The sequence below is a fragment of the Mesorhizobium sp. ZC-5 genome (assembly GCF_025753855.1).
Lineage (GTDB): Bacteria > Pseudomonadota > Alphaproteobacteria > Rhizobiales > Rhizobiaceae > Neomesorhizobium.
The window spans coordinates 476,260-491,995 of record NZ_JAOWPT010000002.1 but is presented as its reverse complement, the minus strand read 5'-3'; the positions used below and the strand labels follow the sequence as shown (position 1 = coordinate 491,995).

Genomic DNA, 15,736 nt, shown 5'->3' with positions numbered 1-15,736 from the left:
AACCTTCGGCTCCGGTCGAAGCCCAAATCGCCCCCAACAGCACAGGAGGGATATCATGACCCGGTTAGCGCTTCTGGAAAGACTCAAGGAAGTCCAGCAAATGCCCAGATATCAGGGACGAGACATCACAACGATCAGCGCGGTCCTGTCCAACCAGGCGCTGGCGAAACATCTGGAACTCTGCGAGGAAGCCGCGGGCGCCACGCCGCAGTTCGCAGGAAAGGCGGCCGGCGGCAAGGCGGAGCAGGCGCACGTCGGCAGGGCCTGAGGAAACGGTACGGCGCGCGTCTCGAACAGGGCATTCCACGCTGTCGACATCGGTTTGGGACCGCGCGCATGGCAGCGCCAGAGCGCCGAAACTTGTCGAAGGTCGTCAGCATCGGTTGCTTTGAAGGTCGGCTTTCGCGCAGCGAATGAGCCTGTGAAGAGGGGCTTCGGATCAAAACCAGCCCTCTTCCCACTCCCCCTAAATCGCCAGCAACAAATGCTCCGGATCGCCGAGCAGCAGCCGTGCGACGATGCCCAGCCCGGTGCGCAATTCCTGCTCGGTCGTCGAACCCAGCGAAATGCGTACCGCCGGCTGCCACTCGGCCTCGGAGGTGCGGAAGGAGGCGCCGGGCGCGATCGCCACGCCCTGCAGGCGCGCCTGCGCGACAAAACCGTCCTCGGTGCGGCCGCCGGTCAGCGGCATCCACACATGCAGGCTCTGCGGGTGCGAGCGATAGGATAGCCCGCCGAGCACCTCAGCGGCGATCTCGTGGCGGCGCTGGAGCGCGGCGCGCTGCCACTCGACCAGTTCCATCGCGGTGCCGTCGGCCACCCAGCGTGAGGCGATCTCGGCCACCATCGGGGTGGCCATCCAGTTGGAGACGAGGTGCCGGTTGGCCACCGCCGCGACATAGCGGTCGGGCGCGACGAGGTAGCCGATGCGCAGGCCCGGCACCACGATCTTGGTGAAGCTGGTGACGTAGAGCGTGCGTTCGGGCGCAAAGGCGGCGACCGGCGGCGCGCGGTCTTTGACCAGCGGGCCGAGCACGTCGTTCTCGATGATGGCGATGTCGTGCTTCCGGGCCACCGCGGCAATCGCCTCGCGACGCTGTAAACCCATCAGGCTGGCGGTCGGGTTGATCACCGAGGGCTGTACGAACACCGCGCGGATCGCCTGCTCGCGGCAGGCGGCGTCGAGCGCGTCGGGCAAAATACCGTCGTCGTCGATCGGCAGGCCTTCCAGCGAAAAGCCGAGATAGGTGGCGAGCGGCACCAGCGTGTGGTGGCCGATCGCCTCGGTGGCGACGGTGGAGCCGGGGGGTGCTGCGGTCATCAGCGCCACCGTCATGCCGGCTGTGGCGCCGTTGGTCAGGCTGATGTTCTGCGGTGCGACGTCGAGGCCGCAGTGTTTCAGCCATTCGACGCCGATGGCCCGGTGGCGCGGGAATACCACGTTGGGGCGGAACGACAGCGCCGAACTCGACGGCAGGTTTTCGGCGAGCCAGCCCAGCGCCTCTCGCATCTTCTCCAGATGCATCGGCTCGCAGGCGGGCTTGAGGATCGACAGGTCGATCAGTTCGCCAAGGCGCTCGGGCAAATAGGGCGGGTCCGGCTCGCGCCGCTGCACCTGCACGAAGCTGCCGCGGCCGATCTCGCCCGAGATCAGCCCGCGGCGGATCAGCTCCTCATAGGCGCGGCTCACCGTCTGCACCGACAGTCCCAGGTCGTCGGCCAATTTCCGATGCGTCGGCAAACGACGACCAGCCTCCAGGCTGCCGTCATGAATCGCCCGATCGATCTGGTCGGCGAGCGAGAGATAGGCAGGCCGCTTCAGCAGCGCCGGATCGGGGCTCCACAATGTCATGACTCATAAGAGATCAAAATCAGTGCAATTGACAATCGGAAAAATGAAAGGGCATGGTTCGGCGCGATACAATTCACAGCCCGGCCATGACAGCAGCCAGACTCGACGCCATCGATATCAGGATCCTGGACGCCATTCAGCGCGATGGCCGCATCACCAAGCTGGCGCTGGCGGAGGCGGTCGGCCTGTCGCCGACCCCATGCTGGATGCGGCTCAGGAAGCTGGAGAAGGCGGGCATCGTCAGCGGTTACCATGCCAAGGTGGCGATCCGCTCGATCGCGCCGGTGGCAACCGTGATGATGGAGGTGACGTTGGCCAATCACCGCCAAGCGGATTTCGACCGCTTCGAAAAGGCGATCCGCGACATCCCGGAAATCATCGCCTGCTGGTCGCTGGGCGGCGGGGTCGACTACATCCTGAAGGTGATGACGCGCGACATCGACGCCTACCAGCGGCTGGTCGACAGCCTGCTCGAGCGCGAAATCGGTATCGACCGCTACTTCACCTACATCGTCACCAAGACGGTCAAGGACGACATCGTGCTGCCGATAGGCGCGCTCGTGCAGCCTATCTGAGCCATAGACAATCTCTCTATCCAACTGCCAGGATTTAGGCAGTCTCTCCGCCGAAGCCACGCGAAACAGCCCCTCTCTCCACCGGGTTTGAATAGGCTCTCGTATGAACAATGCGGAGGCCTGCCATGTCAGTACATTTCGCCCGACCCCAACGCGACGACGGCCTGTCCAGGCTCGCCGATCGCCGGTTGCTGCGTGAACTTGCCTATGTCGACGGGCATTGGACGGCCGGCGACGAAGGCCGCACATTCGAGGTGCGGGACCCGGCCAATGGCGAGACGGTCGCCTGGGTGGCATCGCTCGACGCGGCGCAGACGACAACCGCCATCGACGCCGCATCCCGCGCACTGCCGCAATGGAAAGCCCTGCTGCCGCAGGAGCGTGGAAAAATCCTGCGAAAATGGTTCGACCTGATCGTGGCGGCCAAGCAGGACCTGGCGTTGCTGATGACGCTGGAGCAAGGCAAGCCGCTGGCGGAATCGCGAGGAGAAATCGACTACGCGGCGTCCTTCGTCGAGTGGTACGCCGAGGAAGCCAGACGGCTGAACGCCGAAAGCGTGACCAGTCACCTGCCGGAAACCGAGATGATCGTGCGGCGCGAGGCGCTCGGCGTGGTCGGCGTGGTGACGCCGTGGAATTTTCCGTCGGCGATGCTGACCCGCAAGGCCGCGGCGGCGCTCGCCGCAGGCTGCACGATCGTGGCGCATCCTTCCTCCGAAACACCGCTTTCGGCGCTGGCCCTGGCCGAACTCGGCGAACGCGCCGGCCTGCCCGCCGGTGTCTTCAACATCGTTACCGGCAATGCTTCGACGATCGTCGGCCGCATGTGCGAGGACAACCGCGTCCGCGCCATGAGCTTCACCGGATCGACCGAGGTCGGCCAGCTGATCGCCGCGCAATGCGCCCCGACGATGAAGCGGCTGGTCATGGAGCTCGGTGGTCATGCACCGCTGATCGTCTTTGACGATGCCCATCTCGATAAAGCCGTGGCCGTCGCGATCGACGCGAAGTTCGCCACATCCGGTCAGGACTGCCTCGCGGCGAACCGCATCTATGTGCAGCGCGGCATCTACGACGCGTTCTGCGATGCCTACGCCAAAAAGATCGCCACGCTCAAGGTTGGCGCCGGCCTGAACGAAGACATCGATATCGGTCCGCTCATGCATGACCGGGCCATCGCCAAGGTCGAGGAACACGTCACCGATGCAACGAAGCGGGGCGCCCGCTGCCTGACCGGCGGCAAGCTGCACCCGGCCGGCAAGCTGTTCTACGAGCCGACGCTGCTTGTCGATGTTCCCGCCGATGCCCTGATCATGCGCGAAGAGACTTTCGGGCCGGTAGCCGCAGTCACGCCGTTCGACACGGAAGAGGAAGTCGTGACGCGGGCTAACGACACCGAATACGGTCTCGTTGCCTATGTGGTCACCGAAGGCGGCTCCCGCCAGTTGCGCATGGGTCGCGCACTCGAATACGGAATGGTGGCGATCAACCGCGTGAAGATCACCGGCGCACCAATCCCGTTCGGTGGCGTGAAGCAGTCCGGCATCGGGCGCGAAGGATCGCGCCACGGCCTCGAAGCCTTCACCGACCTCAAATATCTCTGCCTCGACGCAGCCTGACCAGTTCAAATCCGGAGTAGAATGATGCTCGACCGCTCGAACGAACTTACCGCCTGGGACCGTGACCACTTTTTCCATCCGTCGACCCATATGGGCACGCATGCACGCGGCGAATCACCGACGCGGGTCATCGCGGGCGGCGAGGGCGTGTACATCACCGATACCAGCGGTCGTCGCAGCCTGGACGCCTTTGCCGGGCTTTATTGCGTCAATGTCGGTTACGGCCGTCAGAAGATTGCCGATGCAATCGCTGAACAGGCGAAGGAACTCGCCTATTACCACGCCTATGTCGGCCATGGCACGGAAGCGTCGATCACGCTCGCCAAGATGATCATTGACCGCGCGCCTGAGGACATGTCCAGAGTCTATTTCGGCCTGTCCGGATCGGACGCCAACGAAACCAACATCAAGCTGATCTGGTACTACAACAACGTGCTTGGCCGGCCGGAGAAGAAGAAGATCATCTCGCGCTGGCGCGGCTATCACGGCTCGGGCGTCATGACCGGTTCGCTGACCGGGCTCGAGCTTTTCCACAACGCCTTCGACCTGCCGCGGGCGCCGATCCTGCATACGGAAGCGCCTTATTATTTCCGCCGCGCCGACCGCTCGATGAGCGAAGAACAGTTCTCGCAGCATTGCGCCGACAAGCTTGAGGAAATGATCCTGGCCGAAGGTCCGGAAACCGTCGCCGCCTTCATCGGCGAGCCGATCCTCGGCACAGGCGGCATCGTGCCGCCGCCGGCAGGCTACTGGGAAAAGATCCAGGCGGTGCTGAAAAAATACGACGTGCTGCTGGTCGCCGACGAGGTTGTGACCGGCTTCGGCCGGCTCGGCACCATGTTCGGCTCCGACCACTACGGCATGAAACCCGACCTCATCACCATCGCCAAGGGCCTGACCTCGGCCTACGCGCCACTCTCCGGCGTCATCGTCTCCGATGGCATGTGGAAGGTGCTGGTCGAAGGGTCCGACAAGCTGGGCTCGCTCGGACATGGCTGGACCTATTCGGCGCATCCGATCTGCGCCGCGGCCGGTATCGCCAACCTGGAACTGATCGACGAACTCGATCTGGTGACGAATGCCGGCGAGACCGGCGCCTATTTCCGCGCCGAACTGGCCAAGGCTGTCGGTGGCCATAAAAACGTCGGCGACGTGCGTGGCGACGGCATGCTGGCTGCGGTGGAATTCGTCGCGGACAAGGATGAACGCGCGTTCTTCGACGCATCGGAAAAGATCGGCCCGCAAGTGGCAACGGCACTAGCGGCAAGCGGCGTGATCGGGCGCGCGATGCCGCAGGGCGATATCCTCGGCTTCGCACCGCCGCTCTGCCTGACGAGGGAAGAGGCGGACATCATCGTTTCGAAGACCGCCGACGCGGTGAACAGCGTCTTCGCCAATATCTGAGAGTTGCCTATGAACGCGATGACCAAAACCGTTCCCCAGAAAATGCGCGCCGTACTCCTCACCGGCCATGGCGGGCTTGAAAAACTCGTCTACCGTCAGGACGTTCCGGTGCCGGCTCCGGCAGCAGGCGAGGTGCTGGTCGAGGTCACCGCCTGCGGCATGAACAACACCGATGTATGGGTGCGCCAAGGCGCCTACGGCACGGAGGAAGATGCCGCTGCCGTCTCGACCTGGCGCCGTCAGGGCAACACGCTGACCTTCCCGCGCATCCAGGGAACGGACACGGTCGGCCATATCGTGGCCGTCGGCGAGGGCGTTTCGGAGAGCCGAATCGGCGAGCGCGTGATGGTCGATTTTTCGATCTACAATCGCGACGACGATTCCCTCGCCGACATCGATTACATGGGTCATGGCCGCGACGGCGGCTATGCCGAATACCAAGCGCTGCCGGCTGAAAACGCCCATGTCGTCGACACCAGTCTCACCGACATCGAGCTGGCTACCTTCTGCTGCGCTTACCTCACCGGCGAACAGATGCTGGAACGGGCCGGCCTGAAAGAAGGTGAGCGCGTGCTGGTCACCGGTGCGTCAGGCGGCGTCGGTTCCGGCATCGTGCAACTTGCCCGCGCCCGTGGCGCCATTCCCTACGCGGTGGTCGGTCCCGGCAAGGAGCAGGCATTGCTCGATCTCGGCGCTGAAGCGGTCATCACTCGGGGCGTATCCGACCTGATCGCCGCCGTCGACGAGGCGACCGGAGGCCAGCCGATCGACGTCGTCGCAGACCTTGTCGGCGGCAAGATCTTCAACGATCTGCTGCGTATCCTCAGGCCTGAAGGCCGCTACACGACCGCTGGCGCCATCGCCGGACCGGTGGTTCAGCTCGATCTCCGGACCATGTATCTGAAACAGTTGCAACTGCACGGCTCCAGCCAGGGCACCCGCGCCGATTTCCGTCGCATCGTCCGCTATATCGAGCAGGGCAAGATCAAGCCGCTGGTCGGCGGCGTCTACAAGCTCTCAGAGTTCCACCGGGCGCAGACAGACTTCATGGCGAAGGATTTCGTCGGCAAACTGGTGGTGGTGCCAGACCCCAAGGCCGATTAGGGGGCGCGCGAGCGGGCTGGTACGGGAAGCCGTTCGAAATAATCCTGGTGCTCGCGGGCGACGCGCGCAGCCTCCTCGGCATCACCGCTGCGAATGGCATCGACGATCGGCTGATGACTGTCGGCGATCTCCACCAGATCCAGCCCTTCTACCAACATGGTGATGGTGGTGCGGGTCTCGATCTGCAGCGACTGCCAGATGTTGAGAAGCAACCGGTTCTTCGCCGCTTCCATGATCGAACGGTGAAAGGTGACCGAATGTTCGATCACGCCGTGGATATCGCCGGCCACCGCTGACTGGTGCATCAGATCGACCTCGCGCTGCAGGAGGTCGAGATCGCAGGCGCGCTGCTTCGTGGCAATGCGCGTCGCCTGTTCCTCGAGCGCGCCGCGCACCGTATATATTTCGCGCAGACCTTCACCCATGACTTCCGAAACATAGGTGCCACGGCGCGGTATATTGGTGACGAGACCGGTTGCCTCGAGTTCCCGCAACGCTTCGCGCACCGGACCCTGGCTGGTGCCGAACTCTTCCGCTATACGCAACTCGACCAGACGCTCGCCGGCATCGTAGCGCCCGCTCAGGATACGCCTCAGCAGGGCTTCCTTGATTTTCTGGCGAAGCGGCGCATTGGCGAAGTCTGCCCGCGCTTCTTCCGTCATATTAGTTTGGACATAGCGTGTTTCGTTCATCTGCTTTTCGCTGATTTTGCGGGCTTAAGTATTTGGCACCGCAGCATCTTATTTGCCCGGACCGCGGTTGACAAAACGATTCTCATTTATCGATAATAGATAATCAAGAGGTCGAAAAGACCCGGGACGCACAATCTCTGGGAGGAGACGATGCTTCAAGCGATTGCCACACCCGGCTCATTGGCCGAGGCTCATGCCGCACTCTCCAGGCTGCCCGACGCGAGGCTCCTCGCCGGCGGGACCGCCCTGGTCCCGGTGCTGAACTACGGCACCGACGATTTCACCAGCCTCGTCAGCCTGCGCCATGTCGGCCTGACCGGGGTAAATGTGAAGGACGGCGTGGTCACGATCGGTGCGGCAACGACGCTTGCCGAACTCGAGGACGAGCGCGCACTGGCTTTCCTGCGCGCCGCGCTCGACGCCATCGCCTCGCCGACCATCCGCAACATGGCGACCGTCGGCGGCAATCTGTTCGTCAAGCAGCCTTATGGCGACTTCGCCGCCTGCCTCATTGCACTTGGTGCGAGTGCCATGGTGTCGAACGGCACGACGGCCCGCGTCGAAGCGATCGAGACTGTCGTTTCGTCGGGCCTGAAGCAGGGCGAAATCGTCACCCATGTCTCGTTCCCGCTGCCGGAAGCCGGCAGCTTCAAGTTTGCCAAGGCAGGACGCAAGGCGCTCAACGCCGCGGCGATCGTCACAGTCGCGGCCGTCGTCGAGACTGCCGCCGGCAGGGTGACCCGCGTCAGCATCGGGCTGGGTGGCGTGGCGAAAAGCGCTGTCCGCGCGGCTTCGGTTGAAAAGGCGCTGAGCGGCAACTCCTTCGACCGCGTCAGCGTCGAGCGGGCGGCCAAAGAGGCGACCCGCGACATCGATCCATCCGACGACGCCTATGCCAGTGCCTGGTACAGGGCGCGGGTGGCGCCGGTCCACATCAGGCGCGCGCTGATCGGGGAGTAGGCGTGGCCGGACGTGGCCCAGCGCAAGAAAATCAGAGCCACCGGGAGGGTAGCCATGAAACATTCCGTCGTCTCGCTCACCATCAACGGCACTGAGCGCCAGATGCTCGTCGCGCCCGGCACGACGCTGGTCGAGGTGCTGCGCGAGAATCAGGGCCTCGCCGGGACGCGGCGCGGCTGCGACCAGGGGGCCTGCGGCACCTGCACCGTGCTGGTCGACGGTAAGGCGATGATGTCCTGCCTGCTGCCGGTGGAAACCATCGAGGGCGCAAGGGTCGAGACCATCGAGGGGCTGACGCCGATGCAGGGCCTGCACCCGATCCAGGAAGCATTCCTCGAAGGCTTCGCCACCCAATGCGGCTTCTGCACCTCGGGCATGATCATGGCGACCGCCGGCCTGCTGGCCAGGAATCCCAATCCATCGCGCGACGATGCTGTCCGCGCCATCTCCGGCAACATCTGCCGCTGCACCGGCTACGAAGCGATCATCGACGCGGTGCTGGACGCCGCCAAGCGGATGCAGGCAGCGCAACGCTCGGAAGCGGCTTGAGGGCAAGACAATGGAAAAGATCGACACCAGCTTTTTCACCAAGGAACGCGAGGCCGAACTCTCGGTCGTCGGTGAAAGCGTGCAGCGCGCCGACGCGCGCGGTCATGTCACCGGACAGACGCAGTTCTACGAGGACGTGACGTTTCCCAACACGCTGCATTTGAAGATGGTCCGGTCGACGCGCCATCACGCACTGATCAAGGACATCAACACAGACGCGGCCATGAACGTGCCGGGCGTGGTTCGCGTGCTCACCCACAAGGACGTGCCCAACAACTGGTACACCATCCTAAAGCTGATCGGTGTCGGTCCCGACGACGAGCCGGTGTTGCCGGAGGACCGCGTGCTGTTCATGGGCGAGCAGATCTGCGCGGTGCTGGCGGAGACGCCGCAGGCGGCCCTTGAAGGCGCCCGCCGCGTGGTCGTCGACTACGAGGACCTGCCACCCATCTTCGATGTCGAGGAGGCGATGACCTCGACGCCGTTCAAGCAGCACGGCACCAACTATTTCGTCTATGAGGGCCACAACTGTCGGCGCATCCGTTTCGGCGATGTCGACAAGGGTTTTGCGGCAGCCGACCACATCATCGAGCATCGTTACGAATCCGCGCCGATCGAACACGCGCCGACCGAGACAACCGGCTGCACGGCGAAGCCCGAAGGCAACGGCCGCGTCACAGTGTACTCCAACACGCAGGCGCTCTATTTCACGCTCGACAACATGGCGCTGATCCTCGGCGTGCCGTTCAACAAGCTGCGGCTGGTCGGAGGCACTGTCGGCGGCGGGTTCGGCGGCAAGGTGGACGTCATCGTCGAGCCGATCGCGGCACTGGGTGCGATGCTGACCAACCGGCCGGTGAAGTATGCCTACTCGCGCGCCGAGGAGATGCAGGTTTCGTCGCCGCGCGCATCCGAACGCCTCTACATCAAGGACGGCGTGATGAACGACGGGCGCATCGTTGCGCGGAAAATAACGCTCTACGTCGACGCGGGCGCCTATTGCCGCCACTCGACCTACGGCACCACCAAGGCGGCGGCGCACATGCCGGGGCCGTATTCCATCCCCAACGTCCATGTCGATGCCTACTGCGTCTACACCAACCGCACGCCGTCATCGGCGATGCGCGGCTTCGGCGTGACGATCGGCGATTTCGCGCTGGAATCGCAGATGGACCAGGTGGCGCGCTACCTCAACATGGATCCCATGGAGCTTCGCCTGATCAACGCCTACCGCGACGGCGACATGAAGGCGCATCGCAAGAAGGTCGAAGGTGCCGCCCTTGTCGAAGTCATCCAGGCGGCTGCCCACCAGACCGGCACGACGTTGGCGCCGCGTTTCGCAAAGATGTCTTCTTTCGAGCGGGAGGCGTGAGATGGCGTGGCTGAAAGGACGCGGCGTCGCCGCTGTGAATTATCCGACGGGCATGAACCTTGGCGGCGACCCCAGCCAAGCGCTGATCCACGCCACCACGACGGGCGGGTTCGTTATCACGCTCTCCTCGGTCGATCTTGGCCAGGGCATCAAGACCGTCGGCGCGCAGATTGCCGCCGAGACGCTCGGCGTGCCGTACGAGAATGTGGTGATCGACACCGCCGATACCGACACCGGGCCGCACTGCATGGGCACTTTCGCAAGCCGAGGCACCCACCGCATTGGCAACGCCATCATGATGGCGGCGCGGGAAGCCCGCGAGGTGATGATGAGCGTGGCGGCGACCGAACTGGAAGTCGATCCGGGCGATCTCGTCACCGACGGCAAGGGCCGCATCCATGTCAACGGCGCGCCCGACAAGGGCATGTCGGTCGTCGACGTGGCTCTCGCCGCTCATTTCAAGCTCGGCAAGACCATTTCCGGGCGAGGCATGTACATGAAGCCGAAGAGCGAGGTGGTCCCTGAAACCGGCGAGATGGACCCGGATTCCTGCCAGGCGCATGCCTGCACCGTGGCAGATGTCGAGGTCGACGACGAGACCGGCGAGGTGCGCGTTCTCAAGATGACCAACGCCTACGAAATCGGCCGCGCCATGAATCCGGCGCTGGCGCACCAGCAGATCGTGGGCGGTGCGTGGATGGGCATCAGCCATGCGCTCTACGAGACGACCGAGCCTTATTATCCGGACCGCGCACACGGCCCGACCGATTTTTCGCAATATCTGATGCCCGGCCCGGGCGACATCGCCGAGATGGACTCGGTGATCATAGAGCGGCCGTCTTCGAATGGCCCCTATGGCGCCAAGGGCATCGGCGAGATGACGGCGAATTCGCCGATCCCGGCGATCGCCAACGCGATCTTCGATGCCTGCGGTGTGCGGGTGACATCGATGCCGTTCACCCCGGAAAAGATCCTGCGCGGGCTCGACGCCTTGCGCGGAATCGCGAACTGACCGCTTCCTCCCCATCGTTGAAAGGATAAAAAATGATCAAGGTCATGGCTCTGATGAAGCGCCGCGCGGACATGAGCTTCGGCGATTTCAAGCAATGGATCATGGTCGACCACGTCGCCTTCGCCAAGAACCTGCCCGGCCTTAAGAAATACACATCGAACGTCCTTCTGAGCGAAAATCCCGACGCACCCTTCGACGGCGTTTCCGAAATGTATTTCGACGACGAGGCCGCCATGGCCGCAGCCTTCGCTACCGATGCCGGCAAGGCGGCCGGCGGTGACGCCGCCGCGCACTGCTCCAACCGCTTCCGGATGGTCTGCGAGGAGAAGCAGCAGTTCTAGGGCTCGATCTGATGCCGTCGCCATTGACACAGGACCAACTCGACGCATCGCTCGCCGCGGCGGGCTATCTGGCTGACGAGACGCTGGTGACGGCGCTGTATCTCGCACTTGAGCTGGGCAAGCCGCTGCTGCTCGAAGGGGTGCCGGGCGTCGGCAAGACCGAGGTCGCCAACAAGCTGGCGGCCATGCTCGGCCGGCAGTGCATCCGGCTTCAATGCTACGAGGGCATCGATGCCACGAAGGCCCTCTACGACTGGGATCATGCGCGCCAGCTGCTTCAGGTGCGCGTCGCCGAGCGCGGCGGCGGTGTCGAAATGTCCGAGCTCTACGCGGAAAAATTCCTGATCGAGATGCCGTTGTTGAAGGCGCTCCGCAAAGCGGAAACGAGCATCCTGTTGATCGACGAGATCGACCGCGCCGACGACGCTTTCGAAGCTTTCCTGCTTGAGTTCCTGTCGGACTTCCAGATCTCCATACCGGAGATCGGAACCGTGAGGGCCAGCCAGCCGGTCATCACGATCCTGACCTCAAACCGGACCCGCGAACTGCACGACGCGCTGCGGCGGCGCTGCCTCTATCACTGGATCGATTATCCGGAGCGTGCCCGGGAGCGCGCCATCATCGAACTGCACGCGCCTGGCATCGCCGCTGAAGCCGCCGAGCATCTGGTCGAGGCAGTCGCGGTGGTGCGCCGGCTGCCGCTGATCAAGCGTCCAGGCATCGCTGAATCCATCGATTGGGCGCGCGCCGCGGGCGTGCTCCACCGCGACGGAGCGTCGTGGCCGGAAGCGTTGAAACGGTCGCTCGGATTGCTGGTCAAGGACCAGGAGGACTTCGCGGTGATAGAGGAAGCAGCGGTCCTGTGACGGCGAACATCAAGGAATCCGTTTCCATTGCGGCCGACCTCCTGACCGGTTTTCCCGCCGCGCTGCGGGCGGCCGGGCTGATGGTGGATCCGGGGCGGGCCAAGGCTTTTCTGAGGGCCGTGACCATATGCAGGCTGAGTGGTCCCGCCGACCTCTCTCGCATAGGACGGGTGACATTGACCGGGTCGCCAGAGGATTTCCCGGTCTTCGATGCGGTGTTCGAGAATTTCTTCGGCGAAGCGACGGTCTCCGGAAGGGTGAACGATCCCGAAGACGACCGGGCGCCGCGGCCCGCACACCCTCGGGGCGAGCAGGCCTTGACCCGAATTCTCGATGGCGAGGCCGCCGGACAGGACGCATCCGAGGACGAGTTGCGCAACCGCAAGATCTTTTCGCGCTTGGCCAGTGACGACCGCGAGGCATTGGCCCGGCTCGGCCGCCGGCTGGACGACATGCCCAAGGTCTTGCGGCGGAACTGGACCGCCTCGTCGCGCGGCACGCGGATAAACCTCGCCGGCACGACGCGCGCGGCGCGGCGGACGTTTGGCGAGACGCTGTGCCTGACGCGAGAAGACAGGCCGGAAAAACCACGGCGTCTGCTCTTTCTCATCGACGTGTCCGGTTCGATGAAAATCCAATCGGAACTCACCTTGCGGTTCGCCCAACTGGCGACCCGGCGCCTGCCAAAAGTCGAGACCTTCTGCTTCGGAACAAGGCTCTCGCGCGTGACTTCGATCCTGAAGCATCGCAGTGCGGACGTGGCGTTGGAGCGCCTGTCGGACATCGTGTCCGACTTCGACGGCGGCACGCTGATCGGAACGTCCCTGGATGCGTTTCTGTCGGTGTCGCGGCATGCTGCGCTGGTGCGCGGCGCGGTGACGGTCATCTTCTCGGACGGACTCGAACGCGGCGATCCCGCCTTGATGATCCATTCGGTCGGCCGGCTGGCCCGCCTCAGCCATCGGCTGATCTGGGCAACGCCGCTTGCAGCCGATCCGCGCTACCGGCCGGCGACGCGCGGCATGGCCGGCGTTCTGCCGCTGCTCGACGCGCTGTGCGACGGCAGCAGCCTGGCGGCGCTCGACCGCATGATCGTGGGGCTCGAAACCACCGAAAGGATGGGACGCGGCCAGGCCGGCCACCGGTTCCAAAATGGAAGGATCGCAGCATGACCGGAATTGTCGATGCCCATCATCACATCTGGCGGCAGGCCGACCTGCCGTGGCTGCAGGGGCCGATGGTGCCGCGCATCTTCGGTCCCTACGATGCGATACGCCGCGATTATCCGATCGAAGAATTCCTGGCCGATATCGCCGGTTCAGGCGTCGAGAAATCCGTCTATGTGCAGACCAACTGGGCGAAAACCGGCGCCGTCGACGAGGTGGCTTGGGTGCAGAGCGTTGCGGACGGGCATGGCTGGCCGCACGCCATTGTAGGTTATGCCGACCTTCTTGACGGAAACGCCGGCGAGACGCTGAAAAAGCAGGCGGCCTTCCCGCTGATGCGCGGTATCCGCATGCAGCTCCACTGGCACGAAAACGAAATGTATCGTTTCGCCGCCAGCCCGGATATTTTCGACGAGACGCGCTTCCGCGACAACCTCCGCCTGGTTGCGGATCATGGCTGGTCTTTCGACCTGCAGGTCTTCACGTCGCAAATGGCGGGAGCGGCGAAACTCGCTTCGGACAATCCCGACATCACCTTCATCCTGCTGCACGCGGGCATGCTCGAAGATCTCTCCGAACCGGGCCGGGCGGCATGGCGGGACGGCATGAAGCGACTGGCGGAGCAGCCGAACATCGTCTCCAAGCTTTCCGGGCTCGGCACCTTCATCCATCGCAACGATGCCGCGCATATCGCCGACGTGGTGCACGAAACGATCGCGATTTTTGGCGACAAGCGCTGCCTCTTCGGCAGCAACTTTCCCATCGAAAAGCTGTGGACCGGTTACGCCGATCTTGTCGCCGCATACCAGGATGCCCTGTCGTCCTATCCGGAGGCAACGCAAAGGGCGATCCTCGCGGACAACGCCACCACGGTTTACAGGCTGTAGCTGAGCGCTACCTTCAGCCTAAGGTAGCGCCTGCTCCGCATGGCCTCCCGCTGTCCCATGCGGGTTAGACTAATCCCTTGCTCCACCGTAGTTGTATATAAAGAACCGGTCAGATAGGGATCGCGGATGAACACTGCTTCCCTCAATTCCGCCGCTGCTATCGATGATCGTGCGTGGCTCAAAATCCTCTCTGGTTACCGGCAACCGCATCGAGGGCGCAGCGCATTCGAGTTGGCGATAACGGTCATTCCGCTCGTCGTCCTCTGGGCTCTTTCCTATGCGGCGGTCCACTACGGTTTCTGGTGGGGTCTGCTCCTGACCATCCCGGCGGCGGGCTTCCTGCTCAGGCTGTTCATGATCCAGCACGATTGCGGCCACGGGGCTTTCTTCGCACACCGCCATGCCGACGACTGGACGGGCCGCGTGCTGGGCGTCCTGACGCTCACACCCTACGACTACTGGCGCCGCGCGCACGCCACGCATCACGCTTCGGCCGGCAACCTGGACGAACGCGGCGTGGGCGACATAACGACGCTGACGGTCGCGGAATATCGTGCCATGTCCCGCTGGGGCCGGCTCCAATATCGTCTCTACCGCAACCCAATCGTCATGTTCGGGATCGGTCCGGCGTGGCTTTTCGTTTTCAAGCACCGGCTGCCTTTCGGCATGATGCAGTCAGGCGCGCAGCCGTGGATTTCCACCATGGCGACCAACCTCGGCATCATAGTGCTGGTCACGGGCCTGATATGGCTCACCGGCCTCGGAACTTTCCTGCTGGTGCACATGCCGATCGTCGTCCTGGCAAGCACCGCCGGGGTCTGGCTGTTTTACGTGCAGCATCAATTCGAGGATACCCACTGGTCGCAGCCGCCCGAATGGCAGTTCCAGCAGGCAGCCTTGCATGGTTCGTCGCACTACGATCTGCCACGGATGCTGCAATGGCTGTCCGGCAACATCGGCATCCATCACGTTCACCACCTGTCGAGCAGGATCCCGTACTACCGCCTTCCGGAGGTGTTGACTGATTATCCGGAGCTGCAGGGAATTGGCCGCATCACCATCATGGAAAGCTTCCGCTGTGTGAAGCTCGTGCTCTGGGACGAGCAGGGCCAACGTCTCGTCTCGTTTCGTGAGGCACGCGCCCTGGCTTGACGTCGCCCTACCGCGGATAACAGCTGCGTTCGATAGCGAGGCGTCGCGCCAGCACCAGGTCGATGGCGGGTGCCGGCTTGACCCCGCAAGTCGGCCGAGTTCTTGCACCCCGTCACCAGAGCATCGATTTCCTGACGGCTCAGCCGCCCCGGGTGAGCGCGTCCCTCGCAGGAGATGGCAATCGC

Annotated in this window: 15 protein-coding genes and 1 pseudogene; 14 read left to right on the top strand and 2 right to left on the bottom strand. The window is 63.8% G+C overall.

Translation table 11 applies throughout. The annotated features are described in order from the left end of the window. Positions 1 to 55: 55 nt before the first annotated feature. Positions 56 to 268, top strand: coding sequence for a hypothetical protein (locus tag OHD58_RS05625; protein WP_263802074.1), 213 nt, complete (start codon positions 56 to 58; stop codon positions 266 to 268). 198 nt (positions 269 to 466) lie between these two features. On the opposite strand, the gene OHD58_RS05620 is transcribed toward OHD58_RS05625, so the two are convergent. Beyond that, on the bottom strand, positions 467 to 1,852 hold the full coding sequence (locus OHD58_RS05620; RefSeq protein WP_263802073.1) for a PLP-dependent aminotransferase family protein: 1,386 nt from the start codon (positions 1,850 to 1,852) through the stop codon (positions 467 to 469). Between the two features lie 86 nt (positions 1,853 to 1,938). On the opposite strand from OHD58_RS05620, the gene OHD58_RS05615 reads away from it, so the two are divergent. From OHD58_RS05615 to OHD58_RS05600, 4 genes are all read left to right on the top strand, one after another. After that, the gene (locus OHD58_RS05615) at positions 1,939 to 2,427 is read left to right on the top strand and encodes an Lrp/AsnC family transcriptional regulator (RefSeq protein ID WP_263802072.1); all 489 of its coding nucleotides are present in this window, start codon (positions 1,939 to 1,941) and stop codon (positions 2,425 to 2,427) included. A gap of 125 nt (positions 2,428 to 2,552) precedes the next feature. Further along, on the top strand, positions 2,553 to 4,046 hold the full coding sequence (locus OHD58_RS05610) for an NAD-dependent succinate-semialdehyde dehydrogenase (protein ID WP_263802071.1): 1,494 nt from the start codon (positions 2,553 to 2,555) through the stop codon (positions 4,044 to 4,046). 24 nt (positions 4,047 to 4,070) lie between these two features. After that, entirely contained in the window at positions 4,071 to 5,450 is a 1,380-nt protein-coding gene (locus OHD58_RS05605) for an aspartate aminotransferase family protein (RefSeq protein ID WP_263802070.1), read from the top strand. Positions 5,451 to 5,459: 9 nt separating this feature from the next. Continuing rightward, positions 5,460 to 6,554, top strand: coding sequence for an alcohol dehydrogenase family protein (locus tag OHD58_RS05600; protein ID WP_263802069.1), 1,095 nt, complete (start codon positions 5,460 to 5,462; stop codon positions 6,552 to 6,554). Here OHD58_RS05600 and OHD58_RS05595 read toward each other — a convergent pair. Beyond that, entirely contained in the window at positions 6,551 to 7,246 is a 696-nt protein-coding gene (locus tag OHD58_RS05595; protein WP_263802068.1) for a GntR family transcriptional regulator, read from the bottom strand. The genes OHD58_RS05600 and OHD58_RS05595 overlap by 4 nt on opposite strands. 150 nt (positions 7,247 to 7,396) lie before the next feature. Here OHD58_RS05595 and OHD58_RS05590 point away from each other — a divergent pair, with 150 nt between their 5' ends. From OHD58_RS05590 to OHD58_RS05550, 9 genes and pseudogenes are all read left to right on the top strand, one after another. Next, positions 7,397 to 8,206: an FAD binding domain-containing protein gene (locus tag OHD58_RS05590; RefSeq protein WP_263802066.1), complete on the top strand. Its 810-nt coding sequence runs from the start codon at positions 7,397 to 7,399 to the stop codon at positions 8,204 to 8,206. Between the two features lie 54 nt (positions 8,207 to 8,260). Then, positions 8,261 to 8,755 carry a (2Fe-2S)-binding protein gene (locus OHD58_RS05585; RefSeq protein WP_263802065.1) on the top strand — a complete coding sequence of 165 codons (495 nt, stop codon included), beginning with the start codon at positions 8,261 to 8,263 and terminating at the stop codon, positions 8,753 to 8,755. Between the two features lie 10 nt (positions 8,756 to 8,765). Next, positions 8,766 to 10,127 (top strand): xanthine dehydrogenase family protein molybdopterin-binding subunit, encoded by a 1,362-nt coding sequence (locus tag OHD58_RS05580; RefSeq protein WP_263802064.1) that lies wholly within the window; start codon positions 8,766 to 8,768, stop codon positions 10,125 to 10,127. A gap of 1 nt (position 10,128) precedes the next feature. Further along, positions 10,129 to 11,139 carry a xanthine dehydrogenase family protein molybdopterin-binding subunit gene (locus tag OHD58_RS05575; protein WP_263802063.1) on the top strand — a complete coding sequence of 337 codons (1,011 nt, stop codon included), beginning with the start codon at positions 10,129 to 10,131 and terminating at the stop codon, positions 11,137 to 11,139. Between the two features lie 32 nt (positions 11,140 to 11,171). Continuing rightward, the gene (locus OHD58_RS05570; protein ID WP_263802062.1) at positions 11,172 to 11,480 is read left to right on the top strand and encodes an EthD family reductase; all 309 of its coding nucleotides are present in this window, start codon (positions 11,172 to 11,174) and stop codon (positions 11,478 to 11,480) included. 22 nt (positions 11,481 to 11,502) lie between these two features. After that, positions 11,503 to 12,346 (top strand): annotated as a pseudogene (locus OHD58_RS05565) (AAA family ATPase). After that, positions 12,343 to 13,518: a vWA domain-containing protein gene (locus tag OHD58_RS05560; protein ID WP_263802060.1), complete on the top strand. Its 1,176-nt coding sequence runs from the start codon at positions 12,343 to 12,345 to the stop codon at positions 13,516 to 13,518. Before OHD58_RS05565 ends, OHD58_RS05560 begins: the two are co-directional and overlap by 4 nt. After that, positions 13,515 to 14,399 (top strand): amidohydrolase family protein, encoded by an 885-nt coding sequence (locus OHD58_RS05555; protein ID WP_263802058.1) that lies wholly within the window; start codon positions 13,515 to 13,517, stop codon positions 14,397 to 14,399. Before OHD58_RS05560 ends, OHD58_RS05555 begins: the two co-directional genes overlap by 4 nt. Before the next feature lie 126 nt (positions 14,400 to 14,525). Next, complete coding sequence (locus OHD58_RS05550; protein WP_263802057.1) at positions 14,526 to 15,551, top strand: fatty acid desaturase; 1,026 nt, start codon at positions 14,526 to 14,528, stop codon at positions 15,549 to 15,551. The last annotated feature ends 185 nt before the right edge of the window (positions 15,552 to 15,736 follow it).